The 13,370-nt window shown below is 38.5% G+C and carries 17 protein-coding genes and 1 riboswitch; of the genes, 10 read left to right on the top strand and 7 right to left on the bottom strand.

What is annotated here, in order from left to right; genetic code table 11:
• The first annotated feature begins 14 nt into the window (after window positions 1-14).
• From CDG59_RS13415 to CDG59_RS13395, 5 genes are all read left to right on the top strand, one after another.
• Window positions 15-266 carry a MoaD/ThiS family protein gene (locus CDG59_RS13415; protein ID WP_087545742.1) on the top strand — a complete coding sequence of 84 codons (252 nt, stop codon included), beginning with the start codon at window positions 15-17 and terminating at the stop codon, window positions 264-266.
• A gap of 1 nt (window position 267) precedes the next feature.
• A complete protein-coding gene (locus CDG59_RS13410) occupies window positions 268-789 on the top strand; it encodes a molybdenum cofactor biosynthesis protein MoaE (RefSeq protein WP_087545741.1) in 522 nt (173 codons plus the stop codon).
• 17 nt (window positions 790-806) lie between these two features.
• Window positions 807-1,730, top strand: a complete 924-nt coding sequence (gene moaCB / locus CDG59_RS13405) for a bifunctional molybdenum cofactor biosynthesis protein MoaC/MoaB (protein ID WP_004661994.1) — start codon at window positions 807-809, stop codon at window positions 1,728-1,730.
• Entirely contained in the window at window positions 1,730-2,956 is a 1,227-nt protein-coding gene (locus CDG59_RS13400) for a molybdopterin molybdotransferase MoeA (protein WP_087545739.1), read from the top strand. The genes moaCB and CDG59_RS13400 overlap by 1 nt, the downstream gene beginning before the upstream one ends.
• 179 nt (window positions 2,957-3,135) lie before the next feature.
• Window positions 3,136-3,618, top strand: a complete 483-nt coding sequence (locus tag CDG59_RS13395) for a winged helix-turn-helix transcriptional regulator (protein WP_087545738.1) — start codon at window positions 3,136-3,138, stop codon at window positions 3,616-3,618.
• 18 nt (window positions 3,619-3,636) lie between these two features.
• Here the strand turns inward: CDG59_RS13395 and CDG59_RS13390 are convergent, their stop codons facing one another.
• From CDG59_RS13390 to tusD, 4 genes are read right to left on the bottom strand one after another with little or no spacing between them, the layout of a single operon-like run.
• Window positions 3,637-3,948 carry a TusE/DsrC/DsvC family sulfur relay protein gene (locus CDG59_RS13390; protein WP_087545736.1) on the bottom strand — a complete coding sequence of 104 codons (312 nt, stop codon included), beginning with the start codon at window positions 3,946-3,948 and terminating at the stop codon, window positions 3,637-3,639.
• Window positions 3,949-3,987: 39 nt separating this feature from the next.
• Window positions 3,988-4,272 (bottom strand): hypothetical protein, encoded by a 285-nt coding sequence (locus CDG59_RS13385; protein ID WP_087545735.1) that lies wholly within the window; start codon window positions 4,270-4,272, stop codon window positions 3,988-3,990.
• Between the two features lie 11 nt (window positions 4,273-4,283).
• Window positions 4,284-4,634 (bottom strand): hypothetical protein, encoded by a 351-nt coding sequence (locus tag CDG59_RS13380; protein ID WP_087545733.1) that lies wholly within the window; start codon window positions 4,632-4,634, stop codon window positions 4,284-4,286.
• Window positions 4,635-4,688: 54 nt separating this feature from the next.
• The gene (gene tusD, locus CDG59_RS13375) at window positions 4,689-5,057 is read right to left on the bottom strand and encodes a sulfurtransferase complex subunit TusD (RefSeq protein WP_005160335.1); all 369 of its coding nucleotides are present in this window, start codon (window positions 5,055-5,057) and stop codon (window positions 4,689-4,691) included.
• 63 nt (window positions 5,058-5,120) lie between these two features.
• Here tusD and galE point away from each other — a divergent pair, with 63 nt between their 5' ends.
• The 4 genes from galE (at window position 5,121) to CDG59_RS13355 (ending at window position 9,950) form a co-directional block, all read left to right on the top strand.
• Entirely contained in the window at window positions 5,121-6,128 is a 1,008-nt protein-coding gene (gene galE / locus CDG59_RS13370) for a UDP-glucose 4-epimerase GalE (RefSeq protein ID WP_087545731.1), read from the top strand.
• 152 nt (window positions 6,129-6,280) lie between these two features.
• Window positions 6,281-7,675 carry a class II fumarate hydratase gene (gene fumC / locus CDG59_RS13365; RefSeq protein WP_087545730.1) on the top strand — a complete coding sequence of 465 codons (1,395 nt, stop codon included), beginning with the start codon at window positions 6,281-6,283 and terminating at the stop codon, window positions 7,673-7,675.
• A 132-nt stretch (window positions 7,676-7,807) separates the two neighbouring features.
• Complete coding sequence (locus tag CDG59_RS13360; RefSeq protein WP_087545728.1) at window positions 7,808-8,299, top strand: hypothetical protein; 492 nt, start codon at window positions 7,808-7,810, stop codon at window positions 8,297-8,299.
• Between the two features lie 136 nt (window positions 8,300-8,435).
• A riboswitch (glycine riboswitch) is annotated at window positions 8,436-8,525 on the top strand.
• Between the two features lie 180 nt (window positions 8,526-8,705).
• A complete protein-coding gene (locus CDG59_RS13355) occupies window positions 8,706-9,950 on the top strand; it encodes a D-amino acid dehydrogenase (protein WP_005160327.1) in 1,245 nt (414 codons plus the stop codon).
• 47 nt (window positions 9,951-9,997) lie between these two features.
• Here the strand turns inward: CDG59_RS13355 and CDG59_RS13350 are convergent, their stop codons facing one another.
• Window positions 9,998-10,645 carry a hypothetical protein gene (locus CDG59_RS13350; protein ID WP_087536144.1) on the bottom strand — a complete coding sequence of 216 codons (648 nt, stop codon included), beginning with the start codon at window positions 10,643-10,645 and terminating at the stop codon, window positions 9,998-10,000.
• 98 nt (window positions 10,646-10,743) lie between these two features.
• On the opposite strand from CDG59_RS13350, the gene ispF reads away from it, so the two are divergent.
• The gene (gene ispF, locus CDG59_RS13345) at window positions 10,744-11,235 is read left to right on the top strand and encodes a 2-C-methyl-D-erythritol 2,4-cyclodiphosphate synthase (RefSeq protein ID WP_087545727.1); all 492 of its coding nucleotides are present in this window, start codon (window positions 10,744-10,746) and stop codon (window positions 11,233-11,235) included.
• On the opposite strand, the gene CDG59_RS13340 is transcribed toward ispF, so the two are convergent.
• Together CDG59_RS13340 and argF are read right to left on the bottom strand one after the other, a co-directional pair.
• Window positions 11,223-11,747, bottom strand: a complete 525-nt coding sequence (locus CDG59_RS13340) for a protein tyrosine phosphatase family protein (protein ID WP_087545725.1) — start codon at window positions 11,745-11,747, stop codon at window positions 11,223-11,225. The two genes, ispF and CDG59_RS13340, sit on opposite strands and share 13 nt — an antisense overlap.
• 152 nt (window positions 11,748-11,899) lie before the next feature.
• Window positions 11,900-12,820 carry an ornithine carbamoyltransferase gene (argF, locus tag CDG59_RS13335; RefSeq protein WP_004662017.1) on the bottom strand — a complete coding sequence of 307 codons (921 nt, stop codon included), beginning with the start codon at window positions 12,818-12,820 and terminating at the stop codon, window positions 11,900-11,902.
• Window positions 12,821-13,370 lie beyond the last annotated feature (550 nt).

Raw genomic sequence — 13,370 nt, 5'->3', positions numbered from 1 at the left:
GGTCTGGAGAGAATATGCAAACCATTGAAATAATAATAGAAGCTTTTGGTGCTATTGAACGGTTATTGCCAAAAGAGCTTGCATTTGAGTTTGCAGAAAATCAAACGATTGAAGAAGTGCTAAGTCATATTGTGATGCTTTACCCAGAAGCAACAAAAGCGATGGATAAATGTGCCTGCGCCATTGGAGAGGATATCGTGATACGTCAAACCCCATTGGACCAGTCCTGTACTTTGGTATTGTTATCACCTGTTGCAGGAGGATGAAATGCGCGAATTTTCAAGAGTTCAAGATCAGGCTCTAAGCTTAGACAGTTTTGATCCTATACAATCATTTCCTGAATGTGGTGGTATTGATATTTTTATTGGTACAGTCCGCAATCATCATGAAGACAAAGCGGTGAAGGCTTTAAAATACACCTCGTATACGCCTGTTGCTGAAAAAATGATTCGTGAAATCGAGCAGCAAATCAAAGAGAAGCATCAGGTTTCTTATGTGCGTGTGATGCATCGAATTGGTTATTTAGATGTGAGTGAAACGGCAATCATTGCAATTGCATATGCTGCTCACCGCCGTGAAGCATTTCAAGCCTGTGAAGAAGCCGTTGAACGTGTAAAACACGAAGTACCAATTTGGAAAGAAGAGTTCTTTATGGATGGTACAAGTCAATATGTAGAAGGTTGCTGTATTCGTAAAGATACAGTCGAAACTGATGCTCATCTCCATAAACATGAGCATCACCACCGTCAAGAACATGAAAATTGTGCGCATGAGCATACACACGAATAAAGCGTTAGGAAGTAAAAATGAAAAATGTTGGGATGAAACCCGAAAGTTATCGTGTTGCAGAAGCACAAGCGATTTTATACGCCCCACCGCATTGTATTCAGCTATTGCGTGATGGAAATACTGAAAAAGGCGACGCTTTAAAAACAGCTCGTATCGCAGGAATCTTGGCGGCAAAACGGACTGATGAACTGATTCCACTGTGTCATCCTTTACCGATTTATCGTGCTGATGTTGAATATGATTTACAACATGATCATGTTGTAATTCTGACGACTGTAGAAACCATTGGGCCTACAGGGGTTGAGATGGAAGCCTTGACTGCTGCGAGTTTGGCAGGGTTAACCATTTATGACATGTTGAAGCCACATTGTGAACCTGATGAATTGTGTTTAGACCAATGTAAATTGCTTAAGAAAAAAGGCGGTAAATCGCACTTTAAGCGCACTTTACGTCAACCTGTTTCAGCAGCCGTAATTGTATTGTCAGATACGGTTGCAGCAGGTCGTAAGCCTGATACTGCTGGTAAATCTGTGGTTGAGACCTTAACCGAAGCAGGTTTTGATCCGATTCATTATCAAATTTTGCCAGATGAATCAGATCAATTGAAAGAATTGGTACTAGAATTGACAAAGTCTTATGCATGTATCATGACCGTTGGTGGTACAGGCATTGGCAAGCGAGATATTACCGTTGATACATTGGAACCGTTATTGGAAAGAAAGCTGGACGGTTTAATGGAAGCAGCACGTTCTTTTGGCCAAAAACGTACCCCTTATGCAGCTATGTCTCGTGGTGTAGCAGGCTTTATTGATCGTTCTTTGGTGGTGACTCTACCAGGCAGCCGTGGTGGTGCCAGCGAATCCATGGCAGCAATTTTACCTGCTTTGGTGCATATTTTTGATGTCTGTCGTGACTTACCACATCCAGGAGGATATGAATAATGTCAGGATGTGGTGCTGAAAAGGGTTTAATCAGTATTGATGAGGCACTTGAACTCATTCGAACTCAGCCCAAAACATTGACGACTGAGGTCTTGGCTTTAGCCCAAGGTTTGAATCGTTATCTCGCTAAAGCAATCTATTCCGAGGTCAATCTACCTAGCTTTTCTCAAAGTGCGGTAGATGGTTATGCGATTAATAGTTCACTTACACAGCTTCAAGATGTTTGTTTTGATGTAATCGGTGAGATTAAAGCGGGTAGTGAACTCGAATATCAATTGCTTGATGGGCAAGCCATTCGTATTTTTACAGGTGGCAAAATTCCTGAAGGCACCACACACGTTGCTCGACAAGAAATTGTTAAAGTTGAGTCGGAGACGATTCGACTGATTGAACAGATTAAATCAAAGGCTGATATTCGATTTACTGGTGAAGAAGTTAAACAAGGTCAACTGCTTGCGGACGTTGGTCAGAATATCAATATCGGTGCACTTGCTGCTCTAAGTATGGCAGGTGTGCAAACTGTCGAGGTATTTCAACAGCCCAAGGTTGCTGTGGTTATTACTGGTGATGAGGTTGCTGAGCACCCTGAAGATTTACACGTTGGTAAAGTTTTTGATGCCAATGGGCCGTTACTGAAGGCTTGGTTCAAAGCTTATGGTATCGATGTCGAGATTCTACATATTGCAGATGCTGCTGAACAAGTCACAGCATGTTTCGAGCGATTAAAATCTTTATATGACGTCATTATTACCACGGGTGGTGTCTCTGTAGGGGATTATGACTTCGTTCGTCCATGTGCTTTTGAGACTGGATTTGAACAGATCTTTTGGAAAGTTAAACAAAAACCGGGTAAGCCATTATTTTTTGCAAAATATGAAGATCCTGACCATCATTGCTATTTATTAGGTTTACCGGGTAATCCAGCGGCTGTTTATGTGTGTATGCAGATTTATGGCAACGCTTTATTAGATACTTTGCAAAATCAACGTGAGCCTATGCAATGGTTTAGTGGGGTACTCACCCATGGACTGAAATCTGATGCACGTGAGCGATTTTTAAGAATGCATGCTTATTTTGATCAGGGACAGCTCAAGTTACAAAGCCTTGCGAAACAACAATCACATATGTTGAGTAATTTAATGCAGGCCAATTGTTTAGTGCGTATTCCTGCAAATATTCAGTTAGATGCTGGACAAGAACTTTCAGGTATTTTTATTCATAGCTAAGTTGTCGAATTAATTTAGATGAAATGATCTGTTTTTTTGACATTTAACTGAGTACCAATATTGCATCTGATTGATCAGGTGGTTTAGTGTATATTTTATAGTGTTTAGTTTCTAAACGTGACGGTTCAAGGCATCGATGAGATGTCTTCAAAGTTCTAAAAAATGATCAGGTGATAATAATGAAATGGGAAGAAATTGGCGATCAGCCATGTTCAGTTGCGAGAACGCTTTCTGTACTCGGTGATCGTTGGACAATGCTAATTTTACGTAACGCTTTCATGGGAATACGTCGTTTTGATGACTTCCAACGTAGTTTGGGACTGACCCGCCACGTACTTTCAGAGCGTCTTAAGCGTTTAGTCGAGCATGGTATTTTAACCAAAGTGCCTTATGTAGAACGTCAAGAACGATTTGAATACCAACTTACTGATAAAGGTTTGGATCTTTATCCTCTTATTTTAGCGATGGTGCAGTGGGCTGATAAGTGGATGGATATGGGACTTGGAAAACCGATTGAATTTACCCATCAAACCTGTGGTCATAAATTTAACTCAAAGGTTGTTTGTTCAGAATGTAATGAACCCATTGATGTGAAAGAGGTAAAGGTCGCTGCTGGTCCAGGTTATTTTGCGTTTATGCAACAAAAACAAAATAGCGCCTGATAGATCATTTTCAATGATCTATAAACAATTGGCAGGTTTAGGCACGCCAGCCAAACGGCTTAAATGTCGGGCAACCAACCCTGTATTAAACCTTTGCTGCAACTCAGCGTTATTGATTTCAGGGTTCACCGTTTTTATCAAAAACTTGATTAAGGGGCGTGTTGCTGGTGAGTGTCCAAACTGCTGATAAAACTGCCGTACGGCATTCAGAATATCAAAATGCCAATCTGTCAGCTCTAAATCGAGTGATTTGGCAAGTTCCTGTGCAACATCGTGATTCCAGATGGTGTGATCGACCAGATGACCATCTTGATCTAATTCTAACTGCATAAAATAGCCTAAGTAAAACTTCAAATTAATTTAAAAATATTATTTCAACGAAACACAACGCTGAAACTGTAATACTAATTCTGCAAATTGAGTATATTCCAGAATGTTTACACGCTCTTTCAGGTTATCCTGCAATAAACTTTCTTCATTGCTTAGACAATAGATATTTGGGTAAGTATCCACAACTGCATCTGTGACTTGTAAGACTGAATCACCCATCATCACAATATGGTCATCCACTTTTGCCATGTGTGTTAACTCAGCCAGAATTTTACTGACATTGTTATAGGGAGACTGGATGAGAAACAAGGTTGAATTTTTCATGAGCGAATCCCTTACCAATACAGTACATGATCAAATGACTGAATAAATTCAGGATGAATATCAATAAATTCAATATCCTGATCTGTATTTTTGACGATAGTCAATTGTTGATTTTTGCTTTCTAACAAAATCGGGGTTAGATCATAGAACTCAAAACTGTCCACCATATTGGCAGCAATTTTAAAGGCTTGCGTGAACTGGTCGAACTCTAATTTATTGTTCAATAAGCTCAGTGCAGCATCTTTTAATAATACTTTGACAGAAATACCAAAGGTTGCTAAAACCATAGTTGCAGACACGCTTTCGTTGATCTGCAAACTAGTTAAATTGGATTGCGTTAGGATGACGAGTACAGATTTCACACAATTTACCTTTTAAAAGCAACACTCTATTAATGAACTTAAACTGAACTTAAACTAAAATTGAATTAAACGAGAACAGCTTTGCACAGCATCAGCTAGCTCTCCAAGTCCAACTAGCTCAAAACCTTGCGCTAAGTTGTGTTGTTGAAGTGAATGACGTTGGGCATTGCTTGCATCAGTGATTCCCCGAGCAAGGGCAGCACTGACACAGACAGGGAGTCGAATGCCAAGCTTTTGCCATTCTTGTTTTAGATTGCGTTGATCATCAGGAAACCACTGTAAATCATTCGCAACCTGAACACCATCTTGGTAAAAGAAGACACGAAAATCTTCGGACTTATTTCCTAATGCTTGAGCTAAACCAAAAGCATGCCAAGCCATAATTGAAGTAGGTGCAGAAGTTATTAACAGTAGTGTACTCATTGAACATTCACTATGGTCACGTAAGCAAAATGATGGACAGATTAAAAAGAAGGTAAGTATACAATGATTTTGGTGACAGGTGGTTTAGGCTTTATCGGTTCACATATTGCTTTGAGTTTATTAGCACGTGGACAAGAAGTTGTTATTGTTGATAATTTAGCCAATTCGACTTTACAAACCTTGGAGCGCTTAGAATACATCTCAGGAATGTATATTCCATTTGTTAAAGTAGATGTGAGAAATACACCTGCCTTAAATAAAGTATTTGAACAATATTCAATTCATACCGTTATCCATACAGCCAGTTTTAAATCGCTTGAAGAATCTGTTCTAAAGCCACTTGAATACTACAATGATAATGTCAGCAGCATTATGAGCTTATTGAGAGCAATGCAGCGGATGGGAGTTAGAGAATTAATCAATCTTTCTAGTTTGGCCGTATATGGGCAATCTAATCCAAGTGTAGTTGAAGAGACTGAGTTTAATTATCGCTACCCAAATCCATACATTCGATCTCAGCAAATGGTTGAAGATATTATTGCAGATACTTATAAAGTCGATCATGAATGGAAAATTATCAATCTCAGGTTATCCAATATTGTTGGTGCTTTTGAACATGGAGTTTTAGGAGAATACGTAACTCAACTCCCTAAAAATATTGTGCCTTTAGCTTTACAAGTTGCAGCGATGCAGCGAGATTGTATCGAATTGCAGAATCAAGCACAGACAGAAGATGGAACGGTTGAAAGAAGCTTTTTACATGTTTTGGATGCTTGTGATGCAGTTTTGATCGCATTAAATTGGTTAAAAACACAAACCAATTGTTTGGAAGCATTCAATATTGCACATCATCAACTTACATCTATACAAAATTTGATTGATGAAGTTGCGAGAGTCACTCAGACCGAAATTCAAGTGCAAACAGCTGTATATCAAAACCAAGAGTTAGCGCAATTGGGTGCAAATATTGATAAAGCAAAAAAAATATTAAATTGGGTTCCTAAACGTTCTCTATCACAAATGATTGAAGATGAGTGGCGTTTTTATCGCAATATCTTAACAGGTAATTAGGATAATGATTCTTATTTACAATTTTAATGGCTTTGTTTAGGATAATTAAGACTTATCAAATATACATCAATATGAACTGAGTCTTCGCTAGCCAAAAGCATCAGTTTGCTTCAGCCCGTGAACATTTTAACCAAATAAAGCAGAGGTTGTTTATGCAAATGCGAATTGAACATGACACTATGGGTGAAGTTGAAGTTCCAAATGACGCCTTATGGGGTGCACAAACGCAACGAAGTTTACAGAACTTTAAAATCGGTCAAGAACGTTTACCGCGTGCCATGATTCGTGCCATGGGTTTGGTGAAAAAAGCTGCTGCAATCACCAACGCTGAGTTAAAACAATTACCTGAAGATTTAAGTCAATATATCGTTGATGCTGCTGAAGAAGTGATTGCGGGTCAATGGGACGCACAATTTCCGCTTGTCGTTTGGCAAACAGGTTCTGGTACGCAAAGTAATATGAATTGTAATGAAGTGATTGCAAACATTGCCAATCAGAAATTAGGACAAGTACTAGGTGCACAAAAACCAGTACATCCAAATGATCATGTCAATCGTGCACAATCAACCAATGATTCTTTCCCAACTGCAATCCATGTGGCTGCAAGTATTCAAATCAATGAATTACTCATTCCTGCAGTGGAAAAGTTAAAAGCGACTTTAGAGCTTAAATCCAAAGAATTTGATGATATTGTCAAAATCGGTCGTACCCATTTGCAAGATGCGACTCCTTTAACCTTGGGACAAGAGTTCAGTGGTTATGTTTCGCAACTAGAGCATGGTCTAAAACGTTTGCAGCAAGCACTTGCAGGTCTTTATGAGTTGCCTTTAGGGGGAACGGCGGTGGGTACAGGACTCAATGCTCATCCTGATTATGCAGTGAAAGCAGCAGAACAACTGGCTGAACTTACAGGTTTACCATTTGTGACTGCACCGAATAAGTTCGAGGCTTTAGCAGGGCGTGATGCGGCTGTATTTGCTTCAGGTGCATTAAAAACATTGGCAGCCAGCTTAAATAAAATTGCTAACGATATTCGCTGGTTGGCGAGTGGTCCTCGCTGTGGATTTGGGGAAATTCGTATTCCAGAAAATGAACCTGGTTCAAGTATCATGCCGGGTAAAGTCAATCCTACCCAAAGTGAAGCGATGACCATGGTGGTGGCTCAAGTGTTGGGCAATGACACTACTATTAACGTTGCTGGTGCGTCTGGTAACTTTGAGTTGAATGTATTTATGCCTGTTATTGCTTATAACTTGCTGCAATCAATTCAGTTATTAGGAGATGCTTGTAATAGCTTTAATGATCATTGTGCGGTAGGTATTGAACCAAATCGTGAGAAAATTGATTATTTCTTACACAACTCTTTAATGTTGGTCACAGCACTCAATCCAGTGATTGGCTACGAAAATTCTGCCAAAGTTGCCAAAACAGCTTATAAGGAAAACAAGACCCTAAAACAGGTTGCGGTTGAGCTTTGTTTTGTGACTGCCGAACAATTTGATGAAGTGGTTCGTCCTGAGCAGATGATTGCGCCGAGTAGTAAATAATCATGGATAGTAGGGCGTATTGTATACGCCCTTATTGTTTTAAGCAGCGTGGGATGCTTGCCCTTGCAAAGTGTACTTCTCGCCTGCAAATGCGTACAATATCCCTTTGATTGACTAGAACATTGCTTTATTATGCTTAATATTTATTTGACAGATACTCAAACTCATATTCAATATTCTGGTCTGTCTCATGAAAATCCTGTCAAGTTTTTGTTGAATCTCAAGAAAATTTTTCCTAGTACGGCAGACCTGTTGTTACCTGTCTTGCCAGAAGACAATAATCTGGAAAATGTGACATGGGAAGCAACTGCCAACAATTTTGAGGTTTTTAAAAAATTGCTAGAGGGTTGGGGTATTATTGAATTGCGTTTAAGTGCAATTAGCACCTATAAAGATAGAAACTTTGCCAATGAATTGGTAAAAAAAGCTCAAGTTAGACGCAAGCAAATTTCCCAGAAACATCCTGAGCTTTCGCTTATTGCTTTGGATTATATACTCATGCATGAAATTCATGCCTTGATTGATGCGGAATTGGTCATGATCGGGGAAAAATTCTATTTACCAACATTACGAGAACTCTGGAAAGGGCAGTTTTCAGATCAAGTTTTGCAATGTAAATTTTAATTTTCAAAAGCAGACTTCGAGTCTGCTTTTTTATACTTCGATTTATTTTAAATTGCTTAAATCTTAATCTACAAACAATTACAAGAATTTAGTGTCTGTATTTTTAAACGGCATATATATTGCTTATATGGATATAAATATTATTGCGGGAGAGAAGTTCTTCAATGAACTCGCCGAAGGAGCAACGACCCCGGAAACTCTCAGGCAGAAGGACTGTAATAATAGAAATACAATCTGGAGAGCAGTGCTCAACTTGTAGAAACATACGATAATTTTTCTTCTACGATTAACACTCACCGAAGGGGAAGGCTTAATGATTAATTGGTAATCATCTGCCAAAACTCTCAGGTACCATGACAGATGGGGCTAAGCATTATGAAATGTTATGCATTTCAAGGAGTTTGCTATGCCACATGTTGTTGTTATTGGTGCGGGGATTACGGGTGTAACGTCTGCTTATGAATTAATTAAATTGGGTTATGAAGTCACAGTGATTGATCGTCATTTATTTCCAGCCATGGAAACTTCATTTGCCAATGGTGGGCAATTGTCTGCTTGTAACGCTGAGGTCTGGAATCAGAAGGCAACGGTGTTGAAAGGCATTAAATGGATGAGTAAGAAAGATGCACCTTTATTGCTCAACCCGTCTTTTAGTGTGCATAAGTATCGCTGGCTAGTCGAGTTTTTGACTCACATTAAGGACTATAAGGTAAATACAATTGAAACAGTTCGTTTGGCGTTGTTAGCAAGACAACGATTATTTGAAATTGCAGAAAAAGAGAATATTGCTTTTGATTTAGAAAAGCGTGGTATTTTGCATATGTACCACAGCAAAGAAGACTTTGATGTCGCAAAAAAAGTGAATGATGTTTTAGTGGAAGGTAAACTTGAACGTCATGCAATTACACCTGAAGAAATGAAGGCAATTGAGCCAAATTTAACTGGTGATTATTATGGTGGATATTACACAGCAGGCGATGCAACAGGTGATATTCATAAGTACTCTGTTGGTTTGGCGGAAAGAACGCAAGCGTATGGCGTGAAATATCGCTTTGGTTTGGATGTTGTTGATGTTAAATGTTTGCAAGATAAAGTGATTGTTAGCTGTAAAAAGAGTTCTGAGAACATGAACTCAAAAGCAGATGAGCAGACCATAATGGAAGCAGACTTAATCGTTGTGTGTGGTGGCGTTGGAAGTTACCAATTAGCCGATATGCTTGGTGATACTGTCAATGTCTATCCCGTAAAAGGATATTCAATTACAGTTCAGCTTAAAGATGAGCGAAGTGTAAAAAATGCGCCTTGGGTCAGCTTGCTAGATGAAAGTGCAAAGATTGTAACCTCAAGATTAGGCGTGGATCGTTTCCGTGTAGCTGGTACAGCGGAGTTTAATGGTTACAATCGGGATATTCGAACAGATCGAATCCAACCTTTAATTAATTGGGTTAACCAAAATTTTGATATTTCAACTGAGCACGCTGTACCATGGGCGGGCTTACGTCCGATGATGCCAAATATGTTGCCTGTGGTGAAACAGGGGAAACATGCGCGAGTATTTTACAATACTGGGCATGGGCATTTAGGCTGGACTTTATCTGCCGCAACAGCGGTATTGATTAGCGAGGAAATTGCACAAAAATTCCCAAGCTAAATATAAAAAGCCGATGTGAAAACATCGGCTTATATTGCTTTTATTAATTAATCATACAAACGATAAATTCCTGTAAAACGTTCACAATCTTTTTGCCCACTTTTTATAATTAATAAGGCTTTTTGAAAGTCAAATTGGTACTGGCATTTTTTTTCATTATCAATAATGAGATTCTTTTGTTCGGGGGTCGTGTAGGCAAGTAAAGATAAAGTTTGAGTCTCCACACGATTATTGGGATTACGATAAGCAATTCCTTCGATTTTTAACTTATCTTTATCCAGTTGATGAATCTGAATGTGAACAGGTTGTTTGGCTAAATCACCATGTTCAAATTTTAAATAGTGTTGTGTAAGCGTCTGATTCATTGAAGTATAAAAGTTTAAATCATCTAAACGAACATCAAATTGTTGCTGATAACAATTTTTAGATTTGCATTGTTGGATTTGATTAAGCCAAAGTTTTTGTGTGTCATGTAGTAGTTGAATTGGAGCATCAGTCACAAGATAAGCGGTTAAAAACTTATTATTCAGCTTAGTTCGTTGGTCTTGATATTGCTTAGAGCAAATTTTTTTTTGCTCAGCATTCTGTGTTGTACAATTAATTGACGCGGCAAATACAAATGATGAGCAAAAACAACTCAATGTGATGATATAACCAGATTTCTTCAATTGATTTATTAAGGTGTTCAACAGCATAATCACTTATATGTTCAGCCTAATTTGCTCACTGTACTATAGCGAAATAGAAAGCCTGAATACAAGATTTGTTCAGTATATTGTAAAAGGAAAATCATATGGTTGCTCAAATTCGTATTGGACAAGGGATTGATGTACATGCTTTTGAAGAAGGCAATTTCGTTACTTTAGCAGGGATTAAAATTCCGCATACGCATGGTTTAAAAGCCCATTCTGATGGTGACGTGGTGCTGCATGCGCTGTGTGATGCATTGTTGGGTGCATTGGCTTTAGGCGATATTGGACAACATTTTCCTGACACTGACCCAGAATATAAGGGTGCAGATAGTCGTGTATTGCTTAAGCATGTGTATCAGTTGATTCTGGATCGTGGTTATCATCTCAACAATGCTGACATTACCGTGGCCTGCGAACGGCCAAAACTTGCCAAACATAATTTAGAAATGCGCCAAAGTATTGCTGATGTACTTGAAGTCGATATCACTCAAATTAATATCAAAGCAACGACAACGGAACAACTAGGATTTACAGGTCGCCAAGAAGGTATTTTAGCAACAGCAACTGTCTTAATTTCACATCAGGCAAGATGATCTACATCCATTAATGATTGTTCAAGTTCAAGTGTTGCTTTACGACCTTGCAGTTGTAAAGTAATACTATGAATTAAACCTGTCCAAGTCTCATTCGGTTCCCAAATTTCGTGAAGTAATGCTTGGGCTGTGGGCATATCCATATCCATATAAAATTGACGATATAAATACATCAAACTACTTACACGCATGTTTTTGGCACAATGCAGCCAAACAATTTCATTTTGAACGAGATGAGCAATTAGATCTAAAACGAATAAGCATTGTTCTGCACAAGGAAGATCCCAATCAATAGGAATATGAATGTAGTTTAAGCCTAAATCCAAGCAGATTTGGTCTTGTTTAGCTAAATGATTTTCTGATTTGCTTGTCGCAAGATTGATTACTGTACTACAGCCATATTCTTTAATTTGCTGTAATTGTTCAGCGCTTGGCTGAGCAGAACTAAATAAATGCTCGTGCACCAAAGAAAAACTAGGAATTTCAGAAAGTGCTTGTTCGAGTGAAGTCATAATGTTCGCTTTGTAGTTATCAAAGTTTCAACCAAGAGGAGAAACTTCTTCTAATAAAAGATTTTTCTACTATAAGTGTTTCTATTTAAGTGTTCAATTTAGATCGCAAAAAATAAAAACAGCATCATGATGATGCTGTTTTCTTTCGCTATTTAGTCTTTCTTTAAATTCTCATTTAATAAGAATTCCATTAATGCTTTTTGAGCGTGTAAGCGATTCTCAGCTTCATCCCAAACAACAGCATTTTTATGATCCAGCATGTGCTCAGAAATTTCTTCGCCACGGTGTGCGGGTAAGCAATGCATAAATAAACAATCTGGATGAGCCAGATCCATTAATTTTTCATTCACTTGGAAATCAGCAAATGCTTTTTCACGAAGCTTTTGTTCTTCTTCTTGCCCCATGCTTGCCCATACATCAGTTACGATCAGGTCAGCATTAACCGCAGCATCCTCAGCTTTATTGAATACTTCTACACAATCGGCAAATTCAGTCAAAAACTCAGGTTTTGGTTCATAACCTTCAGGTGCAGCAATTTTGAGTTTAAAACCCATCATATGTGCTGCTTCAATGTATGAATTACACATATTATTGCCATCGCCAATCCAAGCAACCGTTTTACCTTTAATGCTTCCACGGTGTTCTTGAAAGGTTTGCAAGTCAGCAAGTAATTGACATGGATGGTGGTCATCCGTTAATCCATTAATGACAGGAACTTTCGAATAAGAAGCAAAACGTTCAACAATATCATGGCCAAAAGTACGAATCATCACGATATCAAGCATGCTTGAAATGACACGTGCTGAATCCTCAATTGGCTCACCACGACCTAATTGAGTATCTCGTGGAGAAAGGAAAATTGCATTACCACCAAATTGGCAAATACCTGCTTCAAAAGAAATACGTGTACGTGTACTCGATTTCTCAAAAATCATTCCTAAGACTTTACCTACAAATGGTTGAAAAACCGTATTTGCATGTTGCATGCGTTTCAATTCTTGAGCACGGTCTAAAATACGTTGCAACTCTAAAGTTGAAAGGTCTCGTAAAGTCAGGAAATGCCGAAGCGCCATAGTTACTCCCACAATAATTATTGAATAAAAACAATAATTAATTGTTATTTAATGGGTGGTGATAAAAAAGGAATTGACTACTATACTACACCACCTAAAAAATGCAAAAGAATTAAGGGCCTGTTGCCATTTTATCTATGGTTGCGACAGAGGACGTTTTTTAGACGATACAAGGCATGTTTTGCGAAATTTAGTGATCTAAATGAGAGAAACATAACGCAGTAGCGGCAAAAAATGTCCCTGTCCCAAAGGGTTGTGGCTAAAAATCCCTCATACCTCGTTATGAAACTTGGCAAGGGAATAGCCATTGCCTGCATTTCATGCCTTGTCTGATGAATTTTTAGCCTACAACGCAACTCATTTATAAAGTGGCAATAGGCCCTAGATTTTGATGAGCTTTTAAGAATAAATCAACGGAATAATTAGGGCTTGTTGAGAATTAACAAAGGCAACTGATTAATTTATAATAGTAGTATGGATAGATACATACTTACTGATGCCCAATGGGCAAAAATGGAACCTTTTTGCCTAGGTAAAGTGACCGATCGAG

This window comes from Acinetobacter sp. WCHA29 (genome assembly GCF_002165335.1).
Lineage (GTDB): Bacteria > Pseudomonadota > Gammaproteobacteria > Pseudomonadales > Moraxellaceae > Acinetobacter.
Note: the sequence above shows the minus strand (reverse complement) of the source record. Positions and strands in the feature narration are given on the sequence as shown.

Coding starts and splice junctions, on each gene's coding strand:
- CDG59_RS13385 (WP_087545735.1), bottom strand. CDS start 4,272: ATGAAAAATTCAACCTTGTTTCTCATCCAGTCTCCCTATAACAATGTC.
- CDG59_RS13360 (WP_087545728.1), top strand. CDS start 7,808: ATGCTTAATATTTATTTGACAGATACTCAAACTCATATTCAATATTCT.
- galE (WP_087545731.1), top strand. CDS start 5,121: ATGATTTTGGTGACAGGTGGTTTAGGCTTTATCGGTTCACATATTGCT.
- CDG59_RS13400 (WP_087545739.1), top strand. CDS start 1,730: ATGTCAGGATGTGGTGCTGAAAAGGGTTTAATCAGTATTGATGAGGCA.
- CDG59_RS13395 (WP_087545738.1), top strand. CDS start 3,136: ATGAAATGGGAAGAAATTGGCGATCAGCCATGTTCAGTTGCGAGAACG.
- ispF (WP_087545727.1), top strand. CDS start 10,744: ATGGTTGCTCAAATTCGTATTGGACAAGGGATTGATGTACATGCTTTT.
- argF (WP_004662017.1), bottom strand. CDS start 12,820: ATGGCGCTTCGGCATTTCCTGACTTTACGAGACCTTTCAACTTTAGAG.
- tusD (WP_005160335.1), bottom strand. CDS start 5,057: ATGAGTACACTACTGTTAATAACTTCTGCACCTACTTCAATTATGGCT.
- CDG59_RS13410 (WP_087545741.1), top strand. CDS start 268: ATGCGCGAATTTTCAAGAGTTCAAGATCAGGCTCTAAGCTTAGACAGT.
- fumC (WP_087545730.1), top strand. CDS start 6,281: ATGCAAATGCGAATTGAACATGACACTATGGGTGAAGTTGAAGTTCCA.
- moaCB (WP_004661994.1), top strand. CDS start 807: ATGAAAAATGTTGGGATGAAACCCGAAAGTTATCGTGTTGCAGAAGCA.
- CDG59_RS13350 (WP_087536144.1), bottom strand. CDS start 10,645: ATGCTGTTGAACACCTTAATAAATCAATTGAAGAAATCTGGTTATATC.
- CDG59_RS13340 (WP_087545725.1), bottom strand. CDS start 11,747: ATGACTTCACTCGAACAAGCACTTTCTGAAATTCCTAGTTTTTCTTTG.
- CDG59_RS13390 (WP_087545736.1), bottom strand. CDS start 3,948: ATGCAGTTAGAATTAGATCAAGATGGTCATCTGGTCGATCACACCATC.
- CDG59_RS13415 (WP_087545742.1), top strand. CDS start 15: ATGCAAACCATTGAAATAATAATAGAAGCTTTTGGTGCTATTGAACGG.
- CDG59_RS13355 (WP_005160327.1), top strand. CDS start 8,706: ATGCCACATGTTGTTGTTATTGGTGCGGGGATTACGGGTGTAACGTCT.